The organism is Clostridioides sp. ZZV15-6383, assembly GCF_020657735.1.
In the GTDB taxonomy this organism is placed as follows: Bacteria; Bacillota; Clostridia; order Peptostreptococcales; family Peptostreptococcaceae; genus Clostridioides; species Clostridioides difficile_D.
Genome location: NZ_JAGWCV010000015.1, coordinates 43637 through 70406, shown reverse-complemented (window position 1 = coordinate 70406; position 26770 = coordinate 43637). Strand labels below are relative to the sequence as shown.

Genomic DNA, 26770 nt, shown 5'->3' with positions numbered 1-26770 from the left:
AAATTGTGATATAAATCTAAAAATTTTATCGTAATATTTAACAATTTAATGATAATAATTTATATAATAAATATAAATTAAATATATAGTGTACTTATTTTATGTTTTTAGCAAGAAATATAGCATTTAAAAGATAAATTGTGCAACTTAAATCAAAGTTTAAGATAAACTATTAACATAGATACATTAAAAACTTTTAGTAATGGAGAATATATGTGATATGAATAATAAAGTTAAGGTTGCAGTATTAGATACAGGAATAGATAAAAAACATGATTACTTAAAAGATAGCTTAGTTGGAGGGATTGCTTTTGAATGTATACATGATTATATCTTTATATCAGATAAATTTGATGATGAAGATGGTCATGGAACTGCTTGTGCATCAATAATAAAGAAGGAGTATGAAGATGTAGAGTTATTTGTAATAAAAGTTTTAAGGACAGATGGTATTACAAATATAAAAGTTCTTGAAGAAGCATTAAGATACCTTTTAGACACTAACATAAGATTAATTAATTTGAGTTTATCAGTAATAGGAGTAGAAAGTGTTAAGGGGTTATTTGAAGTTTGCTATGAATTGTTTAGAAAAGGAAAAATAATAGTATGTTCACTAGATAATAACTTTAACTTAAGTTATCCAGCTATGTTTAACAATGTCATAGGAGTAAGGGGATTTACTTTAGATGTAGATAATTCATTTTGGTACAATAAAAAATATGATGTTCAATGTGTTATGGATAGCAATTCATATATAAGTTGTGATATAAATAATTCCTATAAGTTGCCACCAAAATGTAATAGTTATTTATCAGCAAAGTTTACTGGTAAAATAGCTAAGATATTATCAGAAAAACCAGATATAACAATATCTGATTTAAATGATAAGCTTGAATCATTAGCAACTAAAAATCATTGGGACAGTTATGATTTTGACGAGTATAGTAGAATTCAAAACTTTAAATTTGATTTGTATGACAAAGAAAATACTCTTCTTATGAAAGTAGCTGATGTTGTCAAGGATTGTTTAAATATTGAAGATGATAATGAGAAATTATTTAAGTGTAGCCTTTTTAATAAGGAGATAGGACTAATTTATGATAATTGTTTTAATTTATTGAAAAAACTAGAACATAGATTTGACATAAAGTTTAATTATATGAACATATCGAAATATGACTTAGTTTCGATATATACACTAACTAGATTAGTGGAAAGGTATAAAAATAAAGATTTGTAGCTAAATTTAATGTAGAAGGTATTAGATTATATGTATTCTTTGTCAGTAGATTAAAAGCAAAAAATACACTATAATTAGATAACATAAAAGAAAATGCCAATACAGGGGGAATTAGATAATGAAATACGAGGAAGCATTAGAGTACATATCACAAACCAATAAATTTGGTATAAGATTAGGTCTAGAGAATATCGGAAAATTATTAGAATTATTAGGAAATCCACAAGAAACTTTAAATATAATACATATAGCTGGAACTAATGGAAAAGGTTCTGTGTGTTCTTTTGTTTCTAATATACTGAGAGAGTGTGGATATAAAGTTGGTTTATATACATCTCCATATTTAGAAATTTTTACGGAACGTATAAGAGTAAATGGAGAAAATATACCACAAGATGATGTTGCTAGAATAATTGAATTAATAAAGGAAAAAATAGAGATTATGGTGGAAGAAGGCTATGCATATCCAACAGAATTTGAAGTGGTTACTGCTATGGCATTTTATTACTATTCGGAACAAAAGGTGGACTTTGTAGCTTTGGAAGTTGGATTAGGTGGAAGATATGATGCTACGAATATAATAACAAAATCACTTGTAAGTGTGATAGCATCTATAAGTTTGGACCATACAGGTATACTTGGAGATACAATAGAAAAAATAGCATATGAAAAGGCTGGCATAATAAAGGAAAATGGAGTAGTACTAGTATATGACCAAACTGATGAAGCAAAAGATGTTATAAAGTCAGTTTGTAATGAAAAAAAAGCTGAATATATAGAAGTTAATTTTGATGATGTAAATATAAAAAAATCAGATATAAATTCTCAAATATATGATTGTACTGTAATGAAAGAAATTTATAAAGACCTTGAAATAAAACTGATAGGAGAACATCAAATAAATAATTCTATATTGGCAATGAGTGTAATAAAATATCTAAAAGATATAAAATTAGCAAATATAAGTGAAGAGTCTATAAGAAAAGGGCTTATAATTACTAAATGGCCAGGAAGAATAGAAAAGATAAAAGAAAATCCAATTTTTATAATAGATGGTGCACATAATGAAGATGGAGCAAAATCCTTAGCAAAAGCACTTGATAAAAATTTTAAAGATAGAAAATTAACCTTATTAATAGGTATGTTGGAAGACAAAGATATTGATAGTGTTTTAGATATATTATTGCCACACTTCAATAAGGTAATAACAACAACACCAAGTAATCCAAGAGCTATAAATTCAGATGTATTAAAAGGAAAAGTATTAAAATATGTGGATGATGTAACATCAAAACATGAGATAGAAGATGCAGTAAATTATACCTTAGAAACATCAAATAAGGATGATGTTATAATAAGTGCAGGTTCATTATATATGATTGGTACAGTAAGAACTTTAGTAAAGAAATTATAATTTTATAAAATGAATACATGAATATAAATAAAAGTATAAAAAAGAGTTGTCTAAAAAATGGACAACTCTTTTTATATAAAGTAAGTTTTTAATAATTTTATTGATGTTTATATAGTAGTAATTATATAGATTGACGGATGGCTTTAGATAATTGGTCTGGACAAGAAGTACCTTTTCCACCACAGTCAATACCATTTAGCTTATCAGCAACTTCAAGAGCATTTTGACCAATTATTAAGCTTCTAAGTCCTGATAAATTACCATTACATCCTCCTATAAACTCAGCATCAACAATCATATTATTTTCATCAACTTCAAAAATCATTTCTCTACAACAGACACCACTTGGGTTAAATGTTACTTTCATTAAAAAGACCTCCATTAAATATTATTTCTTTATTTTTAACATTAATAATAATACCAAATATATGCGTAATAATGCAACTATAAAGCATAATACAAGCTAATGAAATAATATATTATTGTAGTATATGTATTGTAGAGAGGAGGGGTTATATGAAAATCTATATTTCTAACTATCTATCAAAGAGTATTAGCATAGTTGATTATTCTACACTTGAGCTAGAAAAAGAAATAGTATTAGAAGATAATATATATCCACATCATTTTTGCATAGAAAAAGAAAAAAATTTAATATACATACCTAGTTCAAGTAATGGGATACTCTATGTCTTAGATTTAAGTAATGACAAAATAATAGATACTGTTTCTATAGGAGGAAGTCTTAGTCAAATTGTACTTAGCGATAATGAATTATTTGTAGCAAATGAAGATTCTAATAGTATATATATACTAGATAAAAATACATTAAATCCAATAGGAATTATTAGTGTTGATAACATGCCACATGGATTTGATTTTGACAGAGAGAGTAAAAAGTTATATGTACCATGTATAAATTCGATAGTATGTATAGATGCAATTAACAAAAATATACAAAAGAAAATAAACATGGACTTTAGAGCGTGGCATATAGAACTTGATAAACGAAAGAAAGAAATGTATATATCAACACTTGATGGAAAGCTTATAATAGTTGATGAAGTGAGCATGGATATAAAAAAGGTATTATATGAATTCTTATTACCAGTAGAAATAAGGTTTAATTATAGTGGGAAAAAAGTTTATGTTGCTGATTTAGGATATAATAATGTGAGAATATTAGATTATACAACAAGTAGATATATTGGGAATATTGAGATAAATGGAATTCCTCAGGGATTAGAAATATCCAAAGATGAAAAGTTACTATTTGTATCAGATACACAGGAAAACTCAGTGAAGGTTTACGAAACTGCAAATAATAAATTAATAAAAGTAATCAGGGTAGGAAAAGAGCCTACAACTATAGTTTGTTTGTAGGCTTTAATGTATGTCTCTTATAAGTAGGTCGATAACTTCGGCATACATATAAGATGCATTGTTTTTCCAGTTATTGCAGATAAGTTTTGCCTGTTTCTCTGATGAAACATTTAGATTTAAATCTATTAAGTTAGACTGATTTTCTATGACTCTAAGGTTGACGATAAATTCATTATCACTTTGTTTTACGAAGCTAGACTTTACTTGAGTATCTGCTAGTAAATTTTCTTTGTTAGAATCTATATACTTGTCTATTTTTTCAGTAACACTAGTAGGTATTCGATTAAAGAAGTATTCTAGACTTTCTACACCTCTTTGAGTAAGAGCATAATATTCTCTGTCAGAGTCTTTATATGTAGTCAAAAACTTAGATTCCATAAGCTGAGATAAAAGCTGTTGTAATGAAAAATAATTCATCATTTCAGTCTCTAATACTACTTGAGTTATTTGAGAATTAGTTAAATCCATTTTAATTTTTTCTAATATATATAAAATTAAAAGTTTGTGATATGCTAATTCTTCAGACGAGTTTTCAAACATAAATATCATCCTCCGTCAAACTATTTCTATATATAATATATTAAACTAATTTATACAAAATTAAAAGAACAATTTGTATAGTATTATTAATCTTTAACAATTTATACAAAAATAATTTTATAAATAAACATGGAGAAACAGGGCTACTAATTAGCAGCCCTGTTGATACCCAGGTGTCAAAATTTACTATTTATTTTCCAGCCATTTGTCTTTCAGCCATTTCAACTAATTTCTTAGTCATGTATCCACCAACATATCCATTTTCTCTAGCTGTTAAGTTACCTTTGTCTATGTTTTCATAGTTAGATAAACCTATTTCATTAGCTATTTCTAATTTCATTTGGTTTAAAGCAGCTTTTGCTTCTGGAACTACTGTTCTGTTTGAATTTGACATAGTAAATTTCCTCCTCAAATAATTAGTTTATGATGTCTAACAACACTTTTATTTATGTGATGTTAATACTAATTTCTCCAAAATAAAAATAATATATACAGAAAAATAAAGGTAAAAATGTAAAAAATATAAAAAAATTAAATAAACGAGTATTTTATAGAGTTTAATTGGGTCAATATAGGATTTATTTTTTTAGTTGTTGTCTTACAAATTAAATATTACAGTACTTTTTTGAGCTAAAAAAAAATAAATTTTAAATATAGAAGAAATTATTTAAAAGGGGGAATTGTATGAAAAGAGAAGTTAAAAGAACTAAAGCTTTGATATATAGTGTTTTATTTTTTTCCTTATTGTTAGTATTAATATTTGCTTTTGTCTATGGGATAAAATACATATGCTCTAAATCCGATAATTCAAAAATGCCTATATATAAAGTTGATACGCATGAGAAAAAAATAGCTTTAAGTTTTGATGTAGCATGGGGAACTGATAATATGGATGATATTTTAAAAATTTTGGATAAACATAATGTAAAAGCTACTTTTTTTCTAGTTGGTAGTTGGGTGGATGATAATGAAGAAATTGTAAAAGCTATAGATGAAAAAGGGCATGAAATTGGAAATCATTCAAATACCCATGCCAATTTGAAAGAAATATCAAAAGAAGACATAACAAAAGAAATAGAAACTACATCAGAAAAAATATATAATATAACAGGAAAAAAGACTAATTTATTTAGACCTCCTTTTGGGGATGTAAACAATAAAGCTATGGACATTTGCAGTAATTTAGGTTATAAAGTAATTAAGTGGGATGTAGATTCAATAGACTGGAAAGAACTTGGACCAAACCATGTAATTGAAAAAGTAATAAAAGAATCTCAACCTGGTTCAATAGTTTTATTTCATGCTAATATAAATAATGTAGATGACTATTTGGATACTATAATAAGTCGGCTTAAAAAAGATGGATACAGTTTAGTAAAAATATCCGATTTATTGTATAAAGATAATTACATAGTTGATTCCAAAGGTGTGCAAAAACTTAAGAATTAATTAAGTAATAAATGTATATTTTTAGTAAAGTTGTGGTAAATTATATAGTATATGTTAGAAAAGTGTCGATAAAAAGACGGTGTCTATTTTTTGACACTTTTTATACATGTATGCAATATCAATAATTATAGATTAAATTGATTGAAAAAGTGTCTAATAATTGACTTTTTTTTGATGGGTTTAAAAATTTAGAAGAAGTAATAAATGCTGTAAGACAGTATTTCCAAAGGGTATAAGTTTGTTTAAAAGTTGGCATAGAAATTGCTTTGTTAATAAGCGATATGTTCTATAGAAATAAACAATATGTTAAGACCTTATAATAGAAAAATAGCATTAACATTATTTGAACAGCTTATAAAAAAATTAATATACTTAAGGGGGCGTACTAGTTGAACAAACTATATTCTATTTTATTAAAACAACACGTTGGTGGTCCAGATAAACCAGTAGTAAGTGTTGGAGATGTAGTAAAAAAAGGAACTCTAATCGCAGAACCAACTGGATTAGGGGCAAATATTTATGCCAGTGTTAGTGGAAAAATAAGTGAAATAAATGACCAAGCTATAGTAATTGAAGCTGATGAAGTACAAGAAGATACTTTTGAACCATTAAAAGGAGAAGGTATACTTGACTTAATTAAAGAAGCTGGAATCGTAGGAATGGGTGGAGCAGGATTCCCTACTCATGTAAAATTAAACATAGATTTAAATGGTGGAACAATATTAGCAAATGCAGCTGAATGTGAACCTTTATTAGCTCATAATATAAAAGAAATAGAAGAAAGACCAGAAACAGTTTACCAAGGTATAAAATATGCTATGGAAGTTACTAATGCTGGAAAAGGTATGCTAGCAATAAAAAGCAAACATCCAAAAGCAATAGAAGCTTTCAAAAAAGTAATAAAGCCAGGAGACAACATAGAAGTTGCAGAACTAGTTGATATGTACCCAATGGGAGAAGAGAGAGCAATAGTAAGGGACGTTCTAGGAAAATTACTTGAGCCAACTCAATTACCTTCAGAGGCTAATGCAGTAGTAATAAACGTAGAAACATTAACTAGAATAGTAGAGGCTGTTGAGCAAAAAAGACCAGTTATCTCTAAAAATATAACTGTAGTTGGTCAATTAAACAGTGGAAAAGAATCGATAGTATTTGAAGATGTGCCAATCGGAACTACTGTTGGAGAGTTAATTGAAAGAGCTGGCGGAATAAAAGGTGAATATGGTGAAGTAATCTTAGGAGGACCTTTCACTGGTAAAGCTACTACTTTAGATGCTCCAATAACTAAAACTAGTGGTGGTATAATAGTTACTATGCCATTTGTTAATGAAAAGAGAAAAATGGGTCTTTTAGTCTGTGCATGTGGACCTAACGAAGAGAGAATGAGAGACATAGCAGCTAAAATGGGAGTTACTGATATAGTATCAGTTCAAAAATGTAAACAAGCTCAAGAAATTAAAGGTGCATTAAAATGTGAAAATCCAGGACACTGTCCAGGACAAGCTCAAAAATGTATAGAGTTTAAGAAAGCTGGAGCAGAAGTTATATTAATAGGAAACTGTACTGATTGTAGTAACACAGTAATGGGTTCTGCACCAAAATTAAAATTAGGTGTATATCATATTACTGACCATGTAATGAGAACAGTTAATCACCCATTAATAAGAAGAATAAAAGGTGACGTAAGATTAAAAATAAAATAATAGATTAATATAAGATAGACATCTTTAGAAGTAAAACTTAAAAGTTACTTCTAAAGATGTTTTTTAATGTTCTAATGTAATTTGAGAGTAAAGTATATGTTATAAAACAACTGGAAAAAATAGACAAAGCATGTTAGATATTATATAATAATAGCAATAGCTATTATAATTAATATTAGACAAAAATAATAATACTCAAATATGTGATTTGTATTGATATGTATATTAGATTAGGTCAACTATCCAATAGAGTAAAAGATTTTTGTGATATTTGAAGATACTCTATAGTATCTTTTTTAGTGTAAAAACTAATTTTTGTCTTTTATTAGAGAAGTATCTTAGATACTAGTTTATATTTTAATTTGTTAAAAAAGTGCACTTAAAAAGTTAAAAAAGAAAAATTAGAAAACCTATTTATAGAAACTGTGAAGTATATCTTACATTTGGGCACTTAAAAGATATATGGAGTTAGTAGTGCAACCTGCTATAAATATAAATAGGAGTAACTTTTAATTGTCAAAAATATATAACAATACCTAAAAAAATAAATAATTAAAGATAAAAAAAATATATTTTTGAAATGCTCCCTACATTCAGAACGAGTGTAGAGTGGCAGAATATCTGCCCAAAACTCCTTTAATTGCTGGAAGTTCCTAAAGCTAACTAAACCACAACATAATCATGAAATAAGGATAAGTGTGATAGAGTGTCTATTCAATAAACACTTGAGGTTACGAAAGTAGAAAAAATTAGTTAGATGGCATAAGGTTAAATCCTAAGTGCCTTGAAAATGGATAATCAGCAGGTAAGCTTCGAAAAGAAGAAACTTCAACGACTAGAGAGAAATCTCGTACCTACAAGTGTGGGGAAATGGGGAGTGCCTAATTGATTATTAGGTAATGATATAGTCTGTGCTTAATAGAAATATTAAGAAGTTCATAAGCGAACTGGTTAGGAGTAACGACCCTAATTGAACACACTAAAGATATATTGTAAGGAGAATAAATATAATAATTTTAATTATATTGAATATGTACAATATACATTTTTAGTATCAGGAGAATTTTGAAAACAAAAATTAAAAAATCAAGTATAATCAGTTTAGTAATTGCTTTTAGTATGGTATTTACTACATTTACACCAATAGTATCTTATGCTGATGAAGTGATTGGCAATGATACAATAATTAATGGAGAAAAACCATCGGATGGACAAACACCAGAAGGAGAAAAACCATCAGATGGACAAACACCAGAAGGAGAGAAACCATCAGACGGACAGACTCCAGAGGGAGAGAAACCATCAGATGGACAAACACCAGAGGGAGAGAAACCATCAGACGGACAGACTCCAGAAGGAGAGAAACCATTAGACGGACAAACACCAGAAGGAGAGAAACCATCAGATGGACAAACACCAGAGGGAGAAAAACCATTAGATGGTCAAATTCCAGAAGAAGAAAAGCCATTAGAAGAAATGAGTTTAAAACAAGATATTGATAAAATTCTTGATATGACTTTATCTCAAATAAATAAAATAGTATATAACTTTTGGGAAGATGAAGAAAATGTAAAGGCAGATGAACAATCAGAAATTAACCAAGTACTTACCCAAAAAGACTTATTTGTCAGTTTATGGCATGATAAAAAAGCAAAAGTAAAAAATTCTTGTTTGCTAAAAGAAACAGATGGTTCAGATAGGTCTTATTATGATATAAGATTTAATGATATTACGAAGACTTTAACTTTTGACTATGTAATAGAGGGTCTTATAGGAGCAAGTACAAAAGATAACAAATATGTGATAGAAGGTGAAGATGGAGAGCAAACTGCATTTTGTTATAATAACCATTTAAAACCTCCAAGTAGTGATGGGAAGAGCCCATATTTGCCAGCAGAAGATTTTAATGGTCAAGAAAATCAAAATGAAGATGCAGTTAAATCTATACTATATGCAGGTTCTGAATTTGATGGATTTGGATATAAGCAACAATTTAATTTAGGTGGAGAAGAAAATGAATTAATGACTTACTCAGCTACTCAAAGTGCAATTTGGATTATTCTTGGACAAATAGATGAACAAGAAAGACTTAATCAGTATCAAGGTTCTATAGACCTTTGTGATAGATTTATAGAAAATGCAAAAACTGAAGAAGAAAGAGCTGAGTATCAAAAGAAGAAAGAAGTAGCGATAAATGTAAAAGCTTATTTGGAAGCATTGTTAAAAGCAGGTCGTGAAGAGTTAAAGCCAAATGATACAGGAAAACCTAGTTTAAGCAATGGTTTAACTGATATTAAATTTGAAAAAAATGAAGATGGCACTTATGAAACAGAAGCTGTGGCCTTGGTAGGTTATAGTGGTGTAGTAAAGTTAAGATTACCAGATGGAGTAACTGCTTATGATGAAAATGGTAACATAATAGGTACAGGTGAAATAGAAGTTTCAACACAACATAAATTTAAACTTAAGAGTGTTGGAAAGCCAGATGCGAAGGCTAATATTTCTGCTGTATCTTATGATTATATTTTTCCAAAAGCTATTCAATATTATAAGGCAGTATTTGATTTAGGACAAAAAGACCATTCATCTTTATTACCATCTAGTAAGCAAAACTTATTAAGCTATACAATAGAGAAAAAGAATGGTCAAGAAGTTAACTTTAACATAGGTCTACCAACGGATGATGTTGTAAATCCACCGGTGCCACCATCAGATGATACAAATGGACATAAGCCTAAACCATCACCACCAATAGATGATGAAGTGATAAATCCACCAGTACCACCATCAGATGATGCAGTGATAAATCCACCAGTGCCACCAACAGATGATACTGTAATAAATCCACCAGTACCACCAGTAAGTAATACAGTGGAAAAGACACCAGAATCATCAACAGATGATACTGTAGTAAATCCACCAGTACCATCAAATGATGATATAGTAGTAAAATCACCAAAAACAGGTGATGAAACTCAGATGATGTCATATGTATTTATTAGTATCATTGCAATTTGTGGATTAGCGTATCAATGTAAAAGAAAAAGAAATTAATCTAGATTATTATTTATTATTAAGTTTAAAATAAATTGTCTCAAAGTGATTTAAAAATCGTTTTGAGACTTTTTTTATGTAAAGATGGTTTATTTAGAAGTATTCACTTTAATTATATTCTTAAATTTATAATTAGATATAGGTGTTCATTAATTGTTTGGCGAATAGAAAAATGTTTTGAAGGTGAAAATAGTATTGAAAAAATAATAGACTAAGGGTATAATTCACTTGATTTCATTTGTATAAATTTAATTATAAATTTTAAAGTGATTATATAAATTTATATACTAATTACTTAAGAAATTTTAATAATAATTATCTAATAAATAATTATTATGATATGCTAGAATAAATATATATAAATAAGTTCTGATGATGTACTACTATAAAGGGGGGACTTTATGTTTTCGATACCAGAAGTAAAAAAAGTAGAAGAGGTAATGGATACAAAATTTACAACTATAGACGAAGACACAAGAATTGAAGATGCAATAAAAGAAATGATAAAAAGCAACACAAAAACTCTAATGGTAATAGATTCATCTGGCAAATTAAAAGGCATTATATCCATGACGGATATAAATAATCTTTATGAGATGCATAAAAAGTATGAAGGCCAAACAGTAAAACTTATAATGAAAAAGGACGTAATATATGTCAGCGAAGGTTTAACCTTAGATGAATGTAGAGATATAATGATATTAAAAAATATAGGAATTCTTCCTGTTCTCAAAGATAATAAAATTATTGGAGTTCTAAAACAAGAGCATATTAGGGATTATCTATATATGCATTTAGAAGACTATGGATTGACCTTGAAATATATTATAGGTCAAATTAAAGAAGGAATTTGTGCTATAAATAACGAAGGTGTTGTTATCTTGTGGAATAAGTTTATGGAGGAAAGATATGATATAAAGTCTGAAGACATCGTTGGTCGACAGATGAATGAATTTTTGGAAAACACTATTTCAGAAAAAGTACTAAATAGCAAAGTTGGAATGAGTGACCTGTATTTTACTGATAAAAAAGAAAATATGTATGCGTTGGTTCATGCAAATCCTATATTTTATAAGGACGAATTTATCGGAGTTGTATGTACAGAAGTTGATGTCACAGAAGCTAAGATACTAGCTCTTGAGCTTGAAAAAGTAAATGATACATTAAAATATCTAAAAAATGAAGTTAAAAATTTATCTAAAGGTAGTTTTGATAAGATTTTAGGTAAAAGTTATAAATTGGAAAAATCGAAAGCGGTTGCAAAACAGGTAGCTAGAACGAATAGTAGTATATTTATCTGGGGTGAAAGTGGTACAGGTAAAGAAGTATTTGCAAGAGCTATTCATGATTATAGTGAGAGAAAAGGTCAATTTATACCAGTTAACTGTAGTGCAATACCAAATGAACTATTTGAAAGTGAGTTTTTTGGGTATGAATCAGGTGCATTTACTGGAGCAAGCAAAAAAGGTCGAATAGGTATATTTGAACTTGCAAAGGATGGAACTGTATTTTTAGATGAAATTGCTGATTTACCTCTTAGCATGCAGGCTAAATTGCTTAGGGTGCTGCAAGAAAAAGAAATAAGAAGAGTTGGTGGAGATACTACAATAAAAATAAATCCTAGAATAATATCAGCTACCAATAAGGACTTAGGTAAAATGGTAAAGGCAGAAAAATTTAGAGAAGATTTATACTATAGATTAAATGTTGTGGAGATAAAGATTCCTCCACTTAGAGAGAGAAAAGAGGACATAGGATTATTGGTTCATAGCTTTCTAGAAGAGATATGCAAACAAAATAATAAGCCTGTTCTTACAATTAGTAAAGATGTAATAGATATATTTCAAAACTATAGATGGAAAGGAAATATCAGAGAATTAAAAAATACAATTGAAAATATTGTTGTATTGTCCCAAAATTCTAAAATAGATGTGGATGATGTACCAAGTTATATGATGGATTCTACAAATAATAGTACTGAAGAAGAAGAGTATCCTTTGGATTTGACTAAGGCAACTCAAAAGATTGAAATAAAGAACATAACGAAGGCACTTAAAATGTCTAATGGAAATAAGGCTAAAGCAGCCAAAATATTAAATATACCAAGAACAACATTGTATTATAAGATAGACCAATATAAAATAGATGTGTCTAAAATATGACACATGACTAAATTTTGACAAAATGATAAACTTTAATTTGAAAGCTAGTAAAACCAATGCTTGTAACAACATTATATATATGGGTATGTTAAAAAAAACAAAAAAGTGTTGATTAATTGACACTTTTTTTATTTGAGAAAATGTTTACAAATACAAAAAATAACATATTTTAAATAAATATTTATATAATGTTTGGCTAAAAATAGCGATAGATGGAGAATCTATTATAGAAAAAAACTTTTTGTTAATAAGTTGGCATAGGAATTGCTTATAATATAAAGTGACTTCAAGTGAGAAAAAAATAATATTAATCATAACAAATTATGTAGGTTTTAATTTACTTAATTTCTCAGTTAAGGGGTTACCTGTTGAGAAATTGAGATTTAAAATAATAAATAAGAAAATAATGTAAGGAGGTATTTTATACTATGTCAATAACTTTAGAAACAGCTCAAGCCCATGCAAATGACCCAGCAGTTTGTTGTTGTAGATTTGAAGCGGGAACAATTATAGCGCCAGAAAACTTAGAAGATCCAGCAATATTTGCAGACTTAGAGGATTCTGGATTATTAACAATACCAGAAAATGGATTAACTATAGGTCAAGTACTAGGAGCTAAGTTAAAAGAAACTTTAGACGCTCTTTCTCCAATGACTACAGATAACGTAGAAGGATACAAAGCAGGAGAGGCTAAAGAAGAAGCAGTAGAAGAAGTAATAGAAGCAGCTCCAGTAGCAGAAGCTGCAGTAGTTCCAGTAAACACAGGAGTTATAGGTGAAACAGTTAAAATACACATAGGTGAAGGTAAGAATATAAGCTTAGAAATACCTTTATCAGTAGCTGGTCAAGCAGGAGTTGTTGCTCCAGCAGCAAACGTTGCTGCTCCAGTAGCAAGTGAAGTAGCAGAAGTAGCTCCAAAAGTTGAAGAAAAGAAGCTTTTAAGAAGCTTAACTAAAAGACACTTTAAAATAGATAAAGTTGAATTTGCTGATGAAACTAAAATAGAAGGAACTACTTTATACATTAGAAATGCAGAAGAAATATGTAAAGAAGCTAATGAAACTCAAGAGTTAGTTGTAGATATGAAGTTAGAAATAATAACTCCTGATAAATATGAAACTTACAGTGAAGCTGTATTAGATATACAACCAATCGCGACTAAAGAAGAAGGCGAATTAGGTTCAGGTATAACAAGAGTTATAGACGGAGCTGTAATGGTATTAACTGGTACAGATGAAGATGGAGTTCAAATAGGTGAATTCGGTTCTTCAGAAGGTGAGTTAAATACTACTATGATGTGGGGTAGACCAGGTGCTGCTGACAAAGGTGAAATATTCATCAAAGGTCAAGTAACAATAAAAGCAGGAACTAACATGGAAAGACCAGGACCTCTAGCTGCTCACCGTGCATTTGACTATGTAACTCAAGAAATAAGAGAAGCATTAAAGAAAGTTGACAACTCTTTAGTAGTTGATGAAGAAGTAATAGAGCAATACAGAAGAGAAGGTAAAAAGAAAGTTGTTGTTATAAAAGAAATAATGGGACAAGGTGCAATGCATGACAACCTAATATTACCAGTTGAGCCAGTTGGTACATTAGGAGCTCAACCAAACGTTGACTTAGGAAACATGCCAGTTGTATTATCTCCACTTGAAGTATTAGATGGTGGTATCCATGCATTAACTTGTATAGGACCTGCATCAAAAGAAATGTCAAGACATTACTGGAGAGAGCCATTAGTAATAAGAGCTATGGAAGATGAAGAAATAGATTTAGTAGGTGTTGTATTTGTTGGTTCTCCACAAGTAAACGCTGAGAAATTCTATGTATCTAAGAGATTAGGTATGTTAGTTGAAGCTATGGAAGTTGATGGAGCTGTAGTAACTACTGAAGGTTTCGGAAACAACCATATAGACTTCGCATCTCACATAGAGCAAATAGGTATGAGAGGTATACCAGTAGTTGGTGTAAGTTTCTCAGCTGTTCAAGGTGCTCTAGTTGTTGGTAATAAATACATGACTCACATGGTAGACAACAATAAGTCTAAGCAAGGTATAGAGAATGAAATATTATCTAATAATACTTTAGCTCCAGAAGATGCTGTTAGAATAATGGCAATGCTTAAAAATGCTATATCAGGTGTAGAAGTTAAAGCTCCTGAAAGAAAATGGAATCCAAATGTTAAATTAAATAACATAGAGGCTATAGAAAAAGTTACAGGAGAAAAAATAGTATTAGAAGAGAATGAGCAGTCTCTACCAATGAGTAAGAAAAGAAGAGAAATATACGAAAAAGACGAAAACTAAAATTTAGATAACAACTAAGATTTAGATAATAATATAAATTTAGATCCAAGTTTAAAACAGTATAGAGAGGTAGAATTATAATGGATAGGTTAAAATATATCTCATCAGAGACTTTTTATGAAGGTATTATAGTTGACATCAAAGGTGGTGGAGTAACTATAGACCTAAAAGGTAGACTTGGACAATTTAAAATACCTAATAGAATGCTTATAACTGACTACGAACTTAAGATAGGTCAAGAAGTTGGATTCATGCTAAGCTATCCTGAGGTATTAAGTCCAGAACCTAATCAAGAGTATGTAGAAAATATTAGGAGAGAAAAAGAAAAACAAGCAGAAATGCAATCAAAACAAGAAGAAAAATAATAAATAATCGTTTGAAAATAGAAGGGAGAGGAAATATATGAGCCTTACAACAGTACAAGGACTTCAATCTGAAATATTCGTTCCAATAACACCTCCTCCAGTTTGGACTCCTGTAACTAAAGAATTAAAAGATATGACTATAGCTTTAGCTACAGCAGCTGGTGTTCATTTAAAATCTGACAAGAGATTCAATCTAGCAGGAGATACTTCATTTAGAGCTATACCTAATACAGCTACAGTTGATGAAATGATGGTATCACATGGTGGATATGACAATGGAGATGTAAACAAAGATATAAACTGTATGTTCCCTATAGATAGATTACATGAATTAGCTGCAGAAGGATTTATCAAAGGAGTAGCTCCTATGCACTATGCATTCATGGGTGGTGGAGGAAACCAACATGTCTTCACTGAAGAAACTGGTCCTGCTATCGCTGCTAAACTTAAGGAAGAGGGAGTAGACGGTGTAGTTATGACAGCTGGCTGAGGTACTTGCCATAGAACTGCCGTGATCGTGCAGAGAGCAATAGAGGAAGCTGGAATACCTACAATAATAATAGCAGCTCTTCCTCCAGTAGTTAGACAAAACGGAACTCCTAGAGCAGTTGCTCCATTAGTTCCAATGGGTGCTAATGCTGGTGAACCACATAACATAGAAATGCAAACACATATATTAAGAGATACATTAGAGCAATTAGTTGCAATACCATCTGCTGGTAAGATAGTTCCATTACCATACGAATATAAAGCTCACGTTTAAAATGTAATTTATATTTGAAAATATAGAACCCTTCTCCTACACAGTTAGGAGAAGGGTTTTAAGAACAAAGGTGGATATTATGGAAGAAAAAATAATGAGAAGGCTTGTTATAAAACCGTTTCATATGAATAAAGTTAATTTCGGTTCAAAAACTTCTATAAAGAAAGATGTACTTACAATCAATTTATCAAGTATAGATGAAATAAAAGAAAGAGAAGATTTAATAACAGACATAAAAGTAGACATTATAAAACCTGGAGATTATGACAGGGAAATTAATACTATTATGGACATTATACCAATATCAACCAAAGTTTTAGGCAGACTGGGAGAGGGAATTACACATACTTTAACTGGTGTATATGTAATGTTAACTGGTGCAGATGAAGATGGAAATCAAATGCATGAATTTGGTTCTTCAGAGGGAATTTTGAGAGAACAAATGGTGTTTGGTAGATGTGGAACTCCATCAGTTGAAGATTATATAATTCATGTAGATGTAACTTTAAAGGGAGGTTTACCTTTTGAAAGAACACTTCCACTTGCAGCTTTTAGAGCATGTGATGATTTTATGCAAGAAATAAGAGCGTCTTTGAAAATGGAAGACGGAAGAAATGCTACTCAAGTTCGTGAATATTTTGACAAAATTCGACCAAATGCAAAAAAGGTTGTCATAGTGAAACAAATAGCAGGTCAAGGTGCTATGTATGACAATCAGTTATTCTCAAAGGAACCTAGTGGATTTGAAGGAGGAACATCAATCATAGATATGGGAAATGTACCTATGATTATATCTCCTAATGAATACAGAGATGGTGCCCTTAGAGCTATGACTTAAGAGAGGTGGATATTATGGGAATAGGACCTTCAACAAAAGAGACATCTCTTCATCACTTTAGAGACCCACTTTTAGACATAGTTGAAAGTGATAAGGATGTAGATTTACTTGGAGTAATAGTAGTAGGAACTCCAGATGGAAATGAAAATAAAACCTTCGTGGGACAAAGAACGGCCGCTTGGCTAGAAGCCATGAGAGTAGATGGTGCTATAGTTTCATCAGATGGTTGGGGAAACTCACATGTTGATTACGCTAACACATTTGAAGAAATAGGAAAAAGAGATATACCTGTAGTTGGAGTGACATTTAATGGTACTCAAGCTAAGTTTGTTGTAAGTAATCAATATATGGATACCATAGTTGATATGAACAAATCAAAAGAAGGTATTGAGACAGAAGTTGTTGGAGAAAACAACACAAATGAAATAGATGCTAGAAAAGCTTTAGCATTTTTAAAACTTAAAATGAGAAAACATAGATAATGATTCTAACATAGACTTGTTAGGAGTGGTTGTAGTTGGGACATCAGAGTACAATGAATGGAAAACATTTTTAGCAACTAGACTTGGAAGATGGATTGAATCATTGCGACCTGGTGGAGTGATTATAACTTTAGATATGGCAGGAAACCAGCATATTGATTTTACAAATGCTATAGCAGAGTTTGTAAAATCAGATATACCTACAGTAGGTCTTACTATTATGGGAGCAGATGGACTAGTAATTACCAATCCATATTTGGATAAAGCTACCATAATTGATTATAAAAAGATAACAGGCTACATAGAAACAGAAGTAGTTGGAGACAATCACATGGATGAAGTTGATGTTAAAAAAGCATTGGCTTTCCTAAAATTAAAAATGCGTAAAGACGCAAAATAAACCTAAGGGGGAATTTGATATGAAATTTAGCAGAAGTATACAAGCTATAGACTCTCATACAGCAGGTGAAGCAACTAGAATAGTTGTAGGTGGAATACCTAATATAAAAGGAAATTCTATGCCTGAGAAAAAAGCATATTTAGAAGAAAATCTAGATTATTTAAGAACTGCTATAATGTTAGAGCCAAGAGGACATAATGATATGTTTGGTTCTGTAATGACTCAACCTTGTTGCCCAGATGCTGACTTTGGAATAATCTTCATGGACGGTGGCGGATACCTTAATATGTGTGGCCATGGTACAATAGGAGCTATGACAGCAGCTATAGAGACAGGTGTAGTTCCAGCAGTAGAACCTATAACTCATGTAGTTATGGAAGCTCCAGCAGGAATAATAAGAGGAGATGTTACAGTTGTAGATGGAAAAGCTAAAGAAGTATCATTCTTAAACGTACCAGCTTTCTTATATAAAGAAGGTGTTGAAGTTGACTTACCAGGTGTTGGAACTGTTAAATTTGACATATCATTTGGTGGAAGCTTCTTTGCTATAATACATGCAAGTCAATTAGGTTTAAAAATAGAACCTCAAAATGCTGGTAAATTAACTGAGCTAGCTATGAAACTTAGAGACATAATAAACGAGAAAATAGAAATACAACATCCAACTTTAGCTCATATAAAAACTGTAGACTTAGTTGAAATATATGATGAGCCAACTCATCAAGAAGCTACTTACAAAAACGTAGTTATATTTGGTCAAGGTCAAGTTGACAGATCTCCATGTGGAACTGGAACAAGTGCTAAATTAGCTACTTTACATGCTAAAGGTGAATTAAAAGTAGGAGAAAAATTCGTATATGAAAGTATATTAGGAACTTTATTCAAAGGTGAAATAGTTGAGGAAACTAAAGTTGCAGATTTCAATGCTGTAGTACCTAAAATAACTGGTTCTGCTTATATAACTGGATTTAATCATTTTGTAATAGATGAAGAAGATCCACTTAAACATGGATTTATTCTTAAATAAGTAATAAATAAATTGGGAAATTAAAATAGAATAGTAGCCACTTGTCTACTATTCTATAGCTTTTAGGCTATAAGATTCAGAATATATGAAAAAATAAAAAAATAGGAGGATGGATTATGGTAGCAATCTTAAAGGCATTATATGTAGTATTCGCAGCAATCTTTGCAGTTGTGTTTGGTAAAGACGTAGCTAAAGCAAACAAAGAGGGGAAACTAGAAGAACAAAGTACTCCAAAAGTTGCTGTAACAGGATTTATAACAGACTTCTTTGATACATTAGGAATAGGATCATTTGCTCCAACAATAGCAATGTCAAAAGCTTTAAAATTAAATATACCAGATAAAAAAATGCCTGGGACATTAAACGTAGCACATACTATTCCAGTTGTTACAGAAGCATTCATATTTACATCAATCATACCAGTTGATGGTGTTACTCTAGTATCTATGGTTGTGGCAGCAGCTGTTGGTTCATACATAGGTGCAGGAATAATAGCTAAGATGGACGAGAGAAAAATACAACTTGTTATGGGTGTAACTCTAGCATTAACAGCAGTATTAATGTTATTAGGTCATCCTTGGGTTAACTTATTACCAGGTGGAGGAAATGAATTAGGACTTACTGGTATTAAATTAGTAATAGGTGTAGTAGGAAACTTTATACTAGGAGCTTTAATGACAGCTGGTATAGGTTTATATGCTCCAGGTATGGCAATGGTTTACTTCTTAGGAATGTCTGCAAAAGTTGCGTTCCCAATAGTTATGGGTTCTTGTGCATTATTAATGCCAGTTGCAAGTATGAAATTCATAAAAGAAGATGCGTATACTAAAAAAGCATCAGTTATAATAGCTATCTGTGGTTTAATAGGAGTTTTCGTAGCTGCATATATAGTAAAAACTTTACCAATGGATATATTAAAAGCATTAGTAATAGTTGTTATAGCTTACACTTCTGCTACAATGATAATGGCTGCAAATAAAAACAAAAAGACTGCTTAGTTAAAGACTACTTAGTGTTTATTAAATATTACAGCTAATAATAAAGATTATAAACTGCTTTAAAATATTGAATTAATATTTTAGAGCAGTTTTTTATTTATTATAATTATATAAAGCAATTAACATGCCAATTATGCAATATATATAGTAATTTAGTAGATTTAATATAAAAATTGTTGTATTTTTAAGGATTAAAGCATAATTTAAAGCTAAATATTTAAATTTTATAATCAATAAGTTCAATAAATGTTCATATATTAATACAGATTAATAAAAGTATAAGTTATAATAAGTCTATTATAACTTATACTTGAGAAAAATAAGTTTATAGTGACTTAATACTTATCTGAATTGTTTGAATAAATTTAATCTGTTGAAATTGCTTGTATATAGTGGTTAAATTTAAGTTATATATGACTTAATAATTATATAATAAGAATTTTGTAATTAATCCAACACTGAAATAGATAGCTTGATTAGTATATGTGGTATAAAAATATAATAATTTTATAATCATAAAAGTAAAATATTAAATGAAATTTATAACTAAATAAAAACTTTTAAACAGCACTCAAAGATTTGTAATAAAATACATCCCTTACAAATATATTTATTATATAAGCTGATACCAGAAATATAAGAATTAACAATTGTGGAGGGATAAAATATGATAGCTGTTAAAGATGAGAATAACGTAGTAAACTTAAGAGGGGAGTTAGACAATAAGCTAGAATTTAGTCATGAGATATTTGGAGAAAAATTTTATAATATGAAAATAAAAATAAACAGACTAAGCGATTCTTTTGATATACTTCCAATGACTGTATCAGAAAGACTTCTCCAAGATATTGACCTTGATAAACAAAATTTAGTCAATGTTGTAGGTCAATTAAGATCATATAATAAAACGTTAAATAATAAAAATAGATTAGTGCTTACAGTATTTGTCAGAGAAATAAAGAGCATAGATGAGGAAAATAAAGACCCTAATAGTATATTTTTAGATGGATATGTATGTAAGGAACCTGTGTATAGGAAAACCCCTTTAGGGAGGGAAATAACCGATTTATTAGTGGCTATAAACAGACCTTATAACAAATCTGACTATATCCCATCAATAGTTTGGGGAAGAAATGCTAAGTTTGCAAAGAATCTAAAGGTTGGAGACAGGATACAGCTTTGGGGTAGGGTTCAAAGTAGAGAATATGAGAAAAAGATAGATGAAAATAATGTGGTTAAAAAAATGGCATATGAAGTATCCATATCGAAAATAAAAAAATTGGATGAAAATAACAATGAATAGGCATAAAAAGTAGACTGATTTTTATGAATAAAATACTAATAAGTTTGATATAATAACATATTAAAATGTATAAAGATTGTTTAAAAAAATACTAATGAAATATCTCTTGAATAGTTGCTCTCCATTTATTATAATGTAATCTGTACATAATTTATAATTGAGGAAATGAAGAGGTGAAGCATTGTGAAAAGCATATTATATCAGATAAATAGACAGCCGGTTAAAGCTAAATATACATCTGATGAATTAGAATGTTTTTTGGATACAATTGAGTATAATGTAGGTGATAAAATATTGCTTGTTGGTCATATAGGAAACCTAGGCAAGAGATTGAGAGGTCTTGGGACTTCTGTAACTATACTGGAGAATAGTAACTATGAAGATGTCTGTTATTCTTTAGTGTATAATGAAAATTGCAATGTAGTTAAAGGTAAGTTAGAGTTTCTACCATTTGATGATAATCATTTCAACAAGATAATAATAGTAGACCAATTTAATGTTATTACAGATTGTGAAAAAGCTTCATCTGAAATACAAAGAGTATTAAAGGGCAATGGAGAGGTTATATTAGAGGATTTAAATTTAAAAAATTTAAAAGTTAAGTTAAACTATCTTAAACATAAGTTTTGTGGTTCCGTTACAAAGATTCACTATCCACATGAAGTATTCAATATATTTTCAAGATTAAACTTTGACGGCATGATTAAAGAGTCAAATAAATTAAAATATATTTATGTGGGAAAAAGAAGATAAATGAGTTAAAATATAAATATGGATATAATATAAAAGACTAGGTTGAGCCTAGTCTTTTGTTATAAGGAGATGTTTAGATGGAAATAAATTATGAGTTAATAATAATTGTTATGCTCTTTGTAATCCTAATGTCAATCCAATTTACTTTAAATAAAATATACTTGATTCTTAAAGAAATAAGACAAATACTCATGTTAAAGAAAAATAAGGAATGATGATTATGATAGGTTTAGAATATATAAAATCTGATATTCAAAATATAGCTGAAGCTATAGTGTCAGTACTCAATATAGATGTAACTATAGTAAATAAGGAGTTATTTAGGATTGCAGGTACAGGAGTATATATAGACAAAATAGGTGAGAAAGTAGATAAATATACGGCTTTTAAAAAATCACTTACAGAACAGATTACAATACTAATTGATGACCCAAAGAGTAGTGATATATGTAGAGAATGTTATAAGAATGGGGCTTGTGTAGAGTTTGCAGAAGTGTGTTGTCCTATTATATGTGATGGTGATTCTCATGGTGTTATAGGTCTTATAGCCTTTACAAAAGAGCAAGCACAGATTATAGAAAATAATAAAAATGGTCTTATAAACTTTTTAGGTAAGATGGCAGATTTAATATCTAATAAATTAAAAGCTCAAATTAAAACGTATGAACTAGAATTAGAAAAGAAAAAATTAGAGACACTATTAAACAATATGGATAAGGCTGTTGTGTCTATTGATGTAGATGGCAAGATTGATAAATATAATTCAAAGTTTAAAGAGCTTTTTAATATAAAAGATAATATAACTGGCAAAAACATATTTGTTGAATTAGATTTTATAAAGAAGCCTTCTATAAATAACTTTAAAAAGGACAAATCATGTAGTTTTTTTTATAAGGGGTATGGATATGATTCAAAGGGAATATATAACATCAATAAAATAGTATTAAAAAATGAGTTAAAAGGATATGTTATTGACTTTATAGATAAAAGAGATGCTATAAAAAACTACAATAAGATAAATAAGGATTATAAGATAAAATTGGAAAATATAATTGGAGAAAGTGTGGCTATAAGAAATTCTAAAAAAGAAGCCTTAATAGCTTCTAAATCAACTTCGACAGTACTTATTACTGGAGAAAGTGGAACAGGTAAAGAACTCTTTGCAAGAGCCATACACAACCATAGTAATAGGGTAGATAATCCTTTTATAGCTGTAAACTGTGCAGCCATACCAGATAATTTATTAGAGAGTGAATTATTTGGATATGAAGAGGGTGCTTTTACTGGGGCTAAAAAAGGTGGAAAGCTTGGAATGTTTGAAGTAGCTCATAAAGGAAGTATCTTTTTAGATGAAATAGGAGATATGAGTTTGCATTTACAGTCAAAGTTATTGAGAGTATTACAAGAAAAAGAGCTTAACAAGATTGGAAGTAAATCAAATGTTTTGATAGATGTAAGAATTATCGCTGCCACAAATAAAGATTTAGAAAAAATGGTTCAAAATGGTACTTTTAGAGAAGATTTATATTATAGATTAAATGTTATACCTATAAAACTACCAAGTCTAAGAGAAAGAAAAGAAGATATACCACTTATAATCAAGCATATGGTTAAAGAGTATTCAAAAAAGCTAGATAAAAATGTTATTGATATAGATAGTAGGGTTGTCGATTCTATGATTGAATATAAGTGGCCAGGTAATATAAGAGAATTACAGAATATTATTGAATATAGTGTGAATATGTCTTCATCTCCGATAATTACAATGAATGTAATTCCTCAAAAAATTAAAAATACATCTGTAGAAGAATTAGAAGTTAAAAGTGATAGGATAGTTCCACTTGATGAACTTGAAAAGATTGAGATAATAAAAGCTTTAAATAAATATAAAGATTATAAAAAAGATAAAGAATTAACAGCAAAGGCACTTGGAATATCAAGAGCCACATTATATAGAAAAATTGAAAAATACAATATAATTTCATAGTAATGTAAGAATGTAATAAAAACTATATAAAGCTATATAAAATTTAAGTACAAACAAATAGTAGAAGTCTATAAAAATAGTAGATGTATAAGCATCCAAAAAAATAAAATCAGATGTAAAGTTAAAATTATTAAGAAGGATAATGTAAATACAGAGGATTGTTTCAAAGGTAAAAAATAATATGTATTATTCGTCTCAAAATGATATAGAATCTCATTTTGAGATTTTTTTTTGTCTTTTTGCGAAATTGTCATCCATTTCTCCATTTAAAAAAATATAAATCCTCTATGTAAATAAAAAAAAATATATATGGAAGCAGTCATATCAACAATTATAGAATATCATGCTGAAAATATGAACAGAAATAAAAAATATGGCATGTATTTTGCTATAAATATATAAGAAATTATTTAATAGAATTATTTGAGTACTAAATCTAAACTTAATTGGGAGGTTTATATATAATGAGAGATATAAGAAAAGAATTGGTGGAAATATTAAAGGCAGAAGTTAAGCCAGCAGTAGGATGTACTGAACCAGTAGCTTTAGCCCTAGCATGTGCAAAGGCAAAAGAATTATTAGGAGAAGAAATCGTTGAAAATCGTATGCTAGTTAGCCCTAGTATCTATAAAAATGGTATGTGCGTAGGTATACCAGGTACTGAAAGATTAGGATTAAAAATAGCAGCAGCTTTAGGTATAGTAGGTGGTCATTCTGAAAATGGGCTAAGTGTATTAGAGACTCTAACAAAAGAAGAAGTTAAAATAGCTGAGGATTATATGGATAATACTCCTCTATCAATAACACCTGCTGATACAAGAGAGAAAGTGTTTATAGAAGTTGTGTTAAAAGGAGCAAATCATATTGCTAAAGTTAGAATAAGAACTAAACATGATAATTTTACATTTTTAGAAAAAGATGGGGAAGTATTATTAGATAATGAACCAAAAGTATCTGCTTCAAGTGATACAGCAGAAAAAGCTGAAAATTTAATGGACACTGTAACTATACAAGAATTAATAAAAAATGTAGAAGGCATTGATTTTAAAGATATAGAATTTTTACTAGATGGAGTAAAAATGAATGAAGAAATGGCTGAATATGGATTAAAGCAAAAAACTGGTATTGGTGTTGGATATGGAATTAAAAAATCTATGGAAGAAGGTATTTTAGGTAATGATGTTATAAATTATGCAATGATGCTGACTGCTGGAGCTTCAGATGCAAGAATGGCAGGAGTAAAAATGCCTGTTATGAGTTCAAATGGTAGTGGAAATCATGGTTTAACAGCAATTCTTCCAATAGTTGCTTACAATAAAAAATTCCCACAATCTGATGAAAGACTAGCAAAAGCTTTGGCTATATCTCATCTAGTAACTGGTTATATTAAGAACTATACAGGAAGATTATCTGCTGTATGTGGATGTGGTGTTGCTGCATCTACTGGAGCAACTGCTGGTATCTCTTGGCTTATGAATGGTACTGAAAAGCAAATAGAAGGAGCTATAGAAAATATGATAGCCGATTTAAGTGGAATGATATGTGATGGTGCAAAAGCTGGTTGTGCATTAAAATTATCTTCTGCTGCATCTGCGGCTATACAAAGTGCTATAATAGCTAAGCAAGATTGTTTTGTACCACCACTAAATGGTATAGTTGGTTCAAGTGTTGAGCAAAGTATACAAAACTTAGGTAGAGTAAGTGATAAAGGGATGTCTATAACAGATGAGATAATCTTAAATGTAATGAATGATATGAATAAAGTTGACTAGTATTTTAAGATATGATTATGTATAAATTTATGTATAATAGAAAAAACTTGTTAGTGCAAGTTTTTTCTTTTTTTTGTCTAAAATATATAGTATGTAATTTAGGATTAGTATATGAACTACTTAAAATATAAGATACATTGTTAATAATTGTTGAATGTACTTAAAAACTCAATAATATTGGCTAATATTGAATAAGAGTATTGAAAAAGTGAGCAATCTCTTATAAAATTAAGAAGGATTATTACAATTGGAGGTCTTTTTATGGATATAGAAACAAAAAAATGGGAAGTGTTGTATTCAGAAGAAAAAATTAAAGATAAATTAAAAGAATTAGGAGCAATTATAGAAAAAGATTATAAAGATAAAAATCTTATGGTAGTATCTTTATTAAAAGGGAGCTTTATATTTTGTGCAGACTTAGTTAGAAATATAAATTTACCTCTTAGAGTTAATTTTATGACTACATCTAGTTATGGAAATAGTGAAGAAAGTACTGGAAAGGTTAAAGTAGTTTCAGATGTAACTACTGATGTAGCAGGATATGATGTATTGGTTGTAGATGATATTACTGACTCTGCACTTACTATGGATTTTGTATTGAAACATCTAAAAGCTAAAAACCCAGCTAGTTTAAAATGTTGTGTTCTTTTGGATAAACCAAGCAGAAGAAAAGTTGATTTAGTGCCAGATTATTGTGGATTTGAAATAGAAGATAAGTTTGTAGTTGGATATGGATTTGATTTTGGTGATTACTATAGAAATGTTCCGTATATATTCAATGTTACTGATGAAGATAGATAAGCAATTATATAATTTTGTAGATGCCTTAAT

At 29.4% G+C, this 26770-nt stretch carries 23 protein-coding genes and 1 riboswitch; of the genes, 20 read left to right on the top strand and 3 right to left on the bottom strand.

What is annotated here, in order from left to right:
* The first annotated feature begins 220 nt into the window (after positions 1 to 220).
* Positions 221 to 1240, top strand: a complete 1020-nt coding sequence (locus KGF42_RS07950; protein WP_227826083.1) for a S8 family peptidase — start codon at positions 221 to 223, stop codon at positions 1238 to 1240.
* A 118-nt stretch (positions 1241 to 1358) separates the two neighbouring features.
* Positions 1359 to 2654 (top strand): bifunctional folylpolyglutamate synthase/dihydrofolate synthase, encoded by a 1296-nt coding sequence (locus KGF42_RS07945; RefSeq protein WP_227826082.1) that lies wholly within the window; start codon positions 1359 to 1361, stop codon positions 2652 to 2654.
* A 121-nt stretch (positions 2655 to 2775) separates the two neighbouring features.
* Here the strand turns inward: KGF42_RS07945 and KGF42_RS07940 are convergent, their stop codons facing one another.
* Positions 2776 to 3021, bottom strand: coding sequence for a TIGR03905 family TSCPD domain-containing protein (locus KGF42_RS07940; protein ID WP_054275158.1), 246 nt, complete (start codon positions 3019 to 3021; stop codon positions 2776 to 2778).
* A gap of 149 nt (positions 3022 to 3170) precedes the next feature.
* Here KGF42_RS07940 and KGF42_RS07935 point away from each other — a divergent pair, with 149 nt between their 5' ends.
* Complete coding sequence (locus KGF42_RS07935; RefSeq protein WP_054275157.1) at positions 3171 to 4037, top strand: dehydrogenase; 867 nt, start codon at positions 3171 to 3173, stop codon at positions 4035 to 4037.
* Positions 4038 to 4040: 3 nt separating this feature from the next.
* Here the strand turns inward: KGF42_RS07935 and KGF42_RS07930 are convergent, their stop codons facing one another.
* The gene (locus tag KGF42_RS07930) at positions 4041 to 4577 is read right to left on the bottom strand and encodes a DUF4364 family protein (RefSeq protein ID WP_009891708.1); all 537 of its coding nucleotides are present in this window, start codon (positions 4575 to 4577) and stop codon (positions 4041 to 4043) included.
* A 190-nt stretch (positions 4578 to 4767) separates the two neighbouring features.
* The gene (locus KGF42_RS07925; RefSeq protein ID WP_003422115.1) at positions 4768 to 4971 is read right to left on the bottom strand and encodes an alpha/beta-type small acid-soluble spore protein; all 204 of its coding nucleotides are present in this window, start codon (positions 4969 to 4971) and stop codon (positions 4768 to 4770) included.
* A gap of 290 nt (positions 4972 to 5261) precedes the next feature.
* On the opposite strand from KGF42_RS07925, the gene KGF42_RS07920 reads away from it, so the two are divergent.
* The 17 genes from KGF42_RS07920 to hpt all read left to right on the top strand — a co-directional run bounded on the left by KGF42_RS07920 (position 5262) and on the right by hpt (position 26740).
* The gene (locus tag KGF42_RS07920) at positions 5262 to 6026 is read left to right on the top strand and encodes a polysaccharide deacetylase family protein (protein WP_227822806.1); all 765 of its coding nucleotides are present in this window, start codon (positions 5262 to 5264) and stop codon (positions 6024 to 6026) included.
* 389 nt (positions 6027 to 6415) lie between these two features.
* Positions 6416 to 7729, top strand: a complete 1314-nt coding sequence (gene prdC / locus KGF42_RS07915; protein WP_227822805.1) for a proline reductase-associated electron transfer protein PrdC — start codon at positions 6416 to 6418, stop codon at positions 7727 to 7729.
* A gap of 409 nt (positions 7730 to 8138) precedes the next feature.
* Positions 8139 to 8224, top strand: a riboswitch (cyclic di-GMP riboswitch).
* A 570-nt stretch (positions 8225 to 8794) separates the two neighbouring features.
* Positions 8795 to 10783, top strand: coding sequence for a thioester domain-containing protein (locus KGF42_RS07910; protein ID WP_227826081.1), 1989 nt, complete (start codon positions 8795 to 8797; stop codon positions 10781 to 10783).
* Positions 10784 to 11184: 401 nt separating this feature from the next.
* On the top strand, positions 11185 to 12945 hold the full coding sequence (gene prdR / locus KGF42_RS07905) for a sigma-54 dependent transcriptional regulator PrdR (RefSeq protein ID WP_227823173.1): 1761 nt from the start codon (positions 11185 to 11187) through the stop codon (positions 12943 to 12945).
* A gap of 428 nt (positions 12946 to 13373) precedes the next feature.
* On the top strand, positions 13374 to 15251 hold the full coding sequence (gene prdA / locus KGF42_RS07900; protein ID WP_227826080.1) for a D-proline reductase (dithiol) proprotein PrdA: 1878 nt from the start codon (positions 13374 to 13376) through the stop codon (positions 15249 to 15251).
* Between the two features lie 80 nt (positions 15252 to 15331).
* On the top strand, positions 15332 to 15616 hold the full coding sequence (locus tag KGF42_RS07895) for a CBO2463/CBO2479 domain-containing protein (RefSeq protein WP_003422102.1): 285 nt from the start codon (positions 15332 to 15334) through the stop codon (positions 15614 to 15616).
* A gap of 37 nt (positions 15617 to 15653) precedes the next feature.
* On the top strand, positions 15654 to 16379 hold the full coding sequence (gene prdB, locus KGF42_RS07890; protein WP_077709716.1) for a D-proline reductase (dithiol) protein PrdB: 726 nt from the start codon (positions 15654 to 15656) through the stop codon (positions 16377 to 16379).
* Between the two features lie 79 nt (positions 16380 to 16458).
* Positions 16459 to 17217, top strand: coding sequence for a proline reductase cluster protein PrdD (gene prdD / locus KGF42_RS07885; RefSeq protein ID WP_227823171.1), 759 nt, complete (start codon positions 16459 to 16461; stop codon positions 17215 to 17217).
* A gap of 14 nt (positions 17218 to 17231) precedes the next feature.
* Positions 17232 to 17699, top strand: coding sequence for a glycine/sarcosine/betaine reductase component B subunit (locus tag KGF42_RS07880; RefSeq protein WP_227826079.1), 468 nt, complete (start codon positions 17232 to 17234; stop codon positions 17697 to 17699).
* 16 nt (positions 17700 to 17715) lie between these two features.
* Complete coding sequence (locus KGF42_RS07875; protein ID WP_227826078.1) at positions 17716 to 18099, top strand: proline reductase; 384 nt, start codon at positions 17716 to 17718, stop codon at positions 18097 to 18099.
* A 19-nt stretch (positions 18100 to 18118) separates the two neighbouring features.
* A complete protein-coding gene (locus KGF42_RS07870) occupies positions 18119 to 19126 on the top strand; it encodes a proline racemase (protein WP_227823169.1) in 1008 nt (335 codons plus the stop codon).
* A 116-nt stretch (positions 19127 to 19242) separates the two neighbouring features.
* Complete coding sequence (locus KGF42_RS07865) at positions 19243 to 20124, top strand: TSUP family transporter (protein WP_227823168.1); 882 nt, start codon at positions 19243 to 19245, stop codon at positions 20122 to 20124.
* Positions 20125 to 20791: 667 nt separating this feature from the next.
* Positions 20792 to 21427 (top strand): single-stranded DNA-binding protein, encoded by a 636-nt coding sequence (locus tag KGF42_RS07860; protein WP_003422086.1) that lies wholly within the window; start codon positions 20792 to 20794, stop codon positions 21425 to 21427.
* A gap of 183 nt (positions 21428 to 21610) precedes the next feature.
* Positions 21611 to 22180 carry a methyltransferase domain-containing protein gene (locus tag KGF42_RS07855; RefSeq protein WP_227823167.1) on the top strand — a complete coding sequence of 190 codons (570 nt, stop codon included), beginning with the start codon at positions 21611 to 21613 and terminating at the stop codon, positions 22178 to 22180.
* Positions 22181 to 22391: 211 nt separating this feature from the next.
* Complete coding sequence (locus KGF42_RS07850) at positions 22392 to 24167, top strand: sigma 54-interacting transcriptional regulator (RefSeq protein WP_227823166.1); 1776 nt, start codon at positions 22392 to 22394, stop codon at positions 24165 to 24167.
* A 464-nt stretch (positions 24168 to 24631) separates the two neighbouring features.
* Positions 24632 to 25939 carry an L-serine ammonia-lyase, iron-sulfur-dependent, subunit alpha gene (locus KGF42_RS07845; protein WP_227823165.1) on the top strand — a complete coding sequence of 436 codons (1308 nt, stop codon included), beginning with the start codon at positions 24632 to 24634 and terminating at the stop codon, positions 25937 to 25939.
* Positions 25940 to 26200: 261 nt separating this feature from the next.
* Complete coding sequence (gene hpt, locus KGF42_RS07840) at positions 26201 to 26740, top strand: hypoxanthine phosphoribosyltransferase (protein WP_227823164.1); 540 nt, start codon at positions 26201 to 26203, stop codon at positions 26738 to 26740.
* The last annotated feature ends 30 nt before the right edge of the window (positions 26741 to 26770 follow it).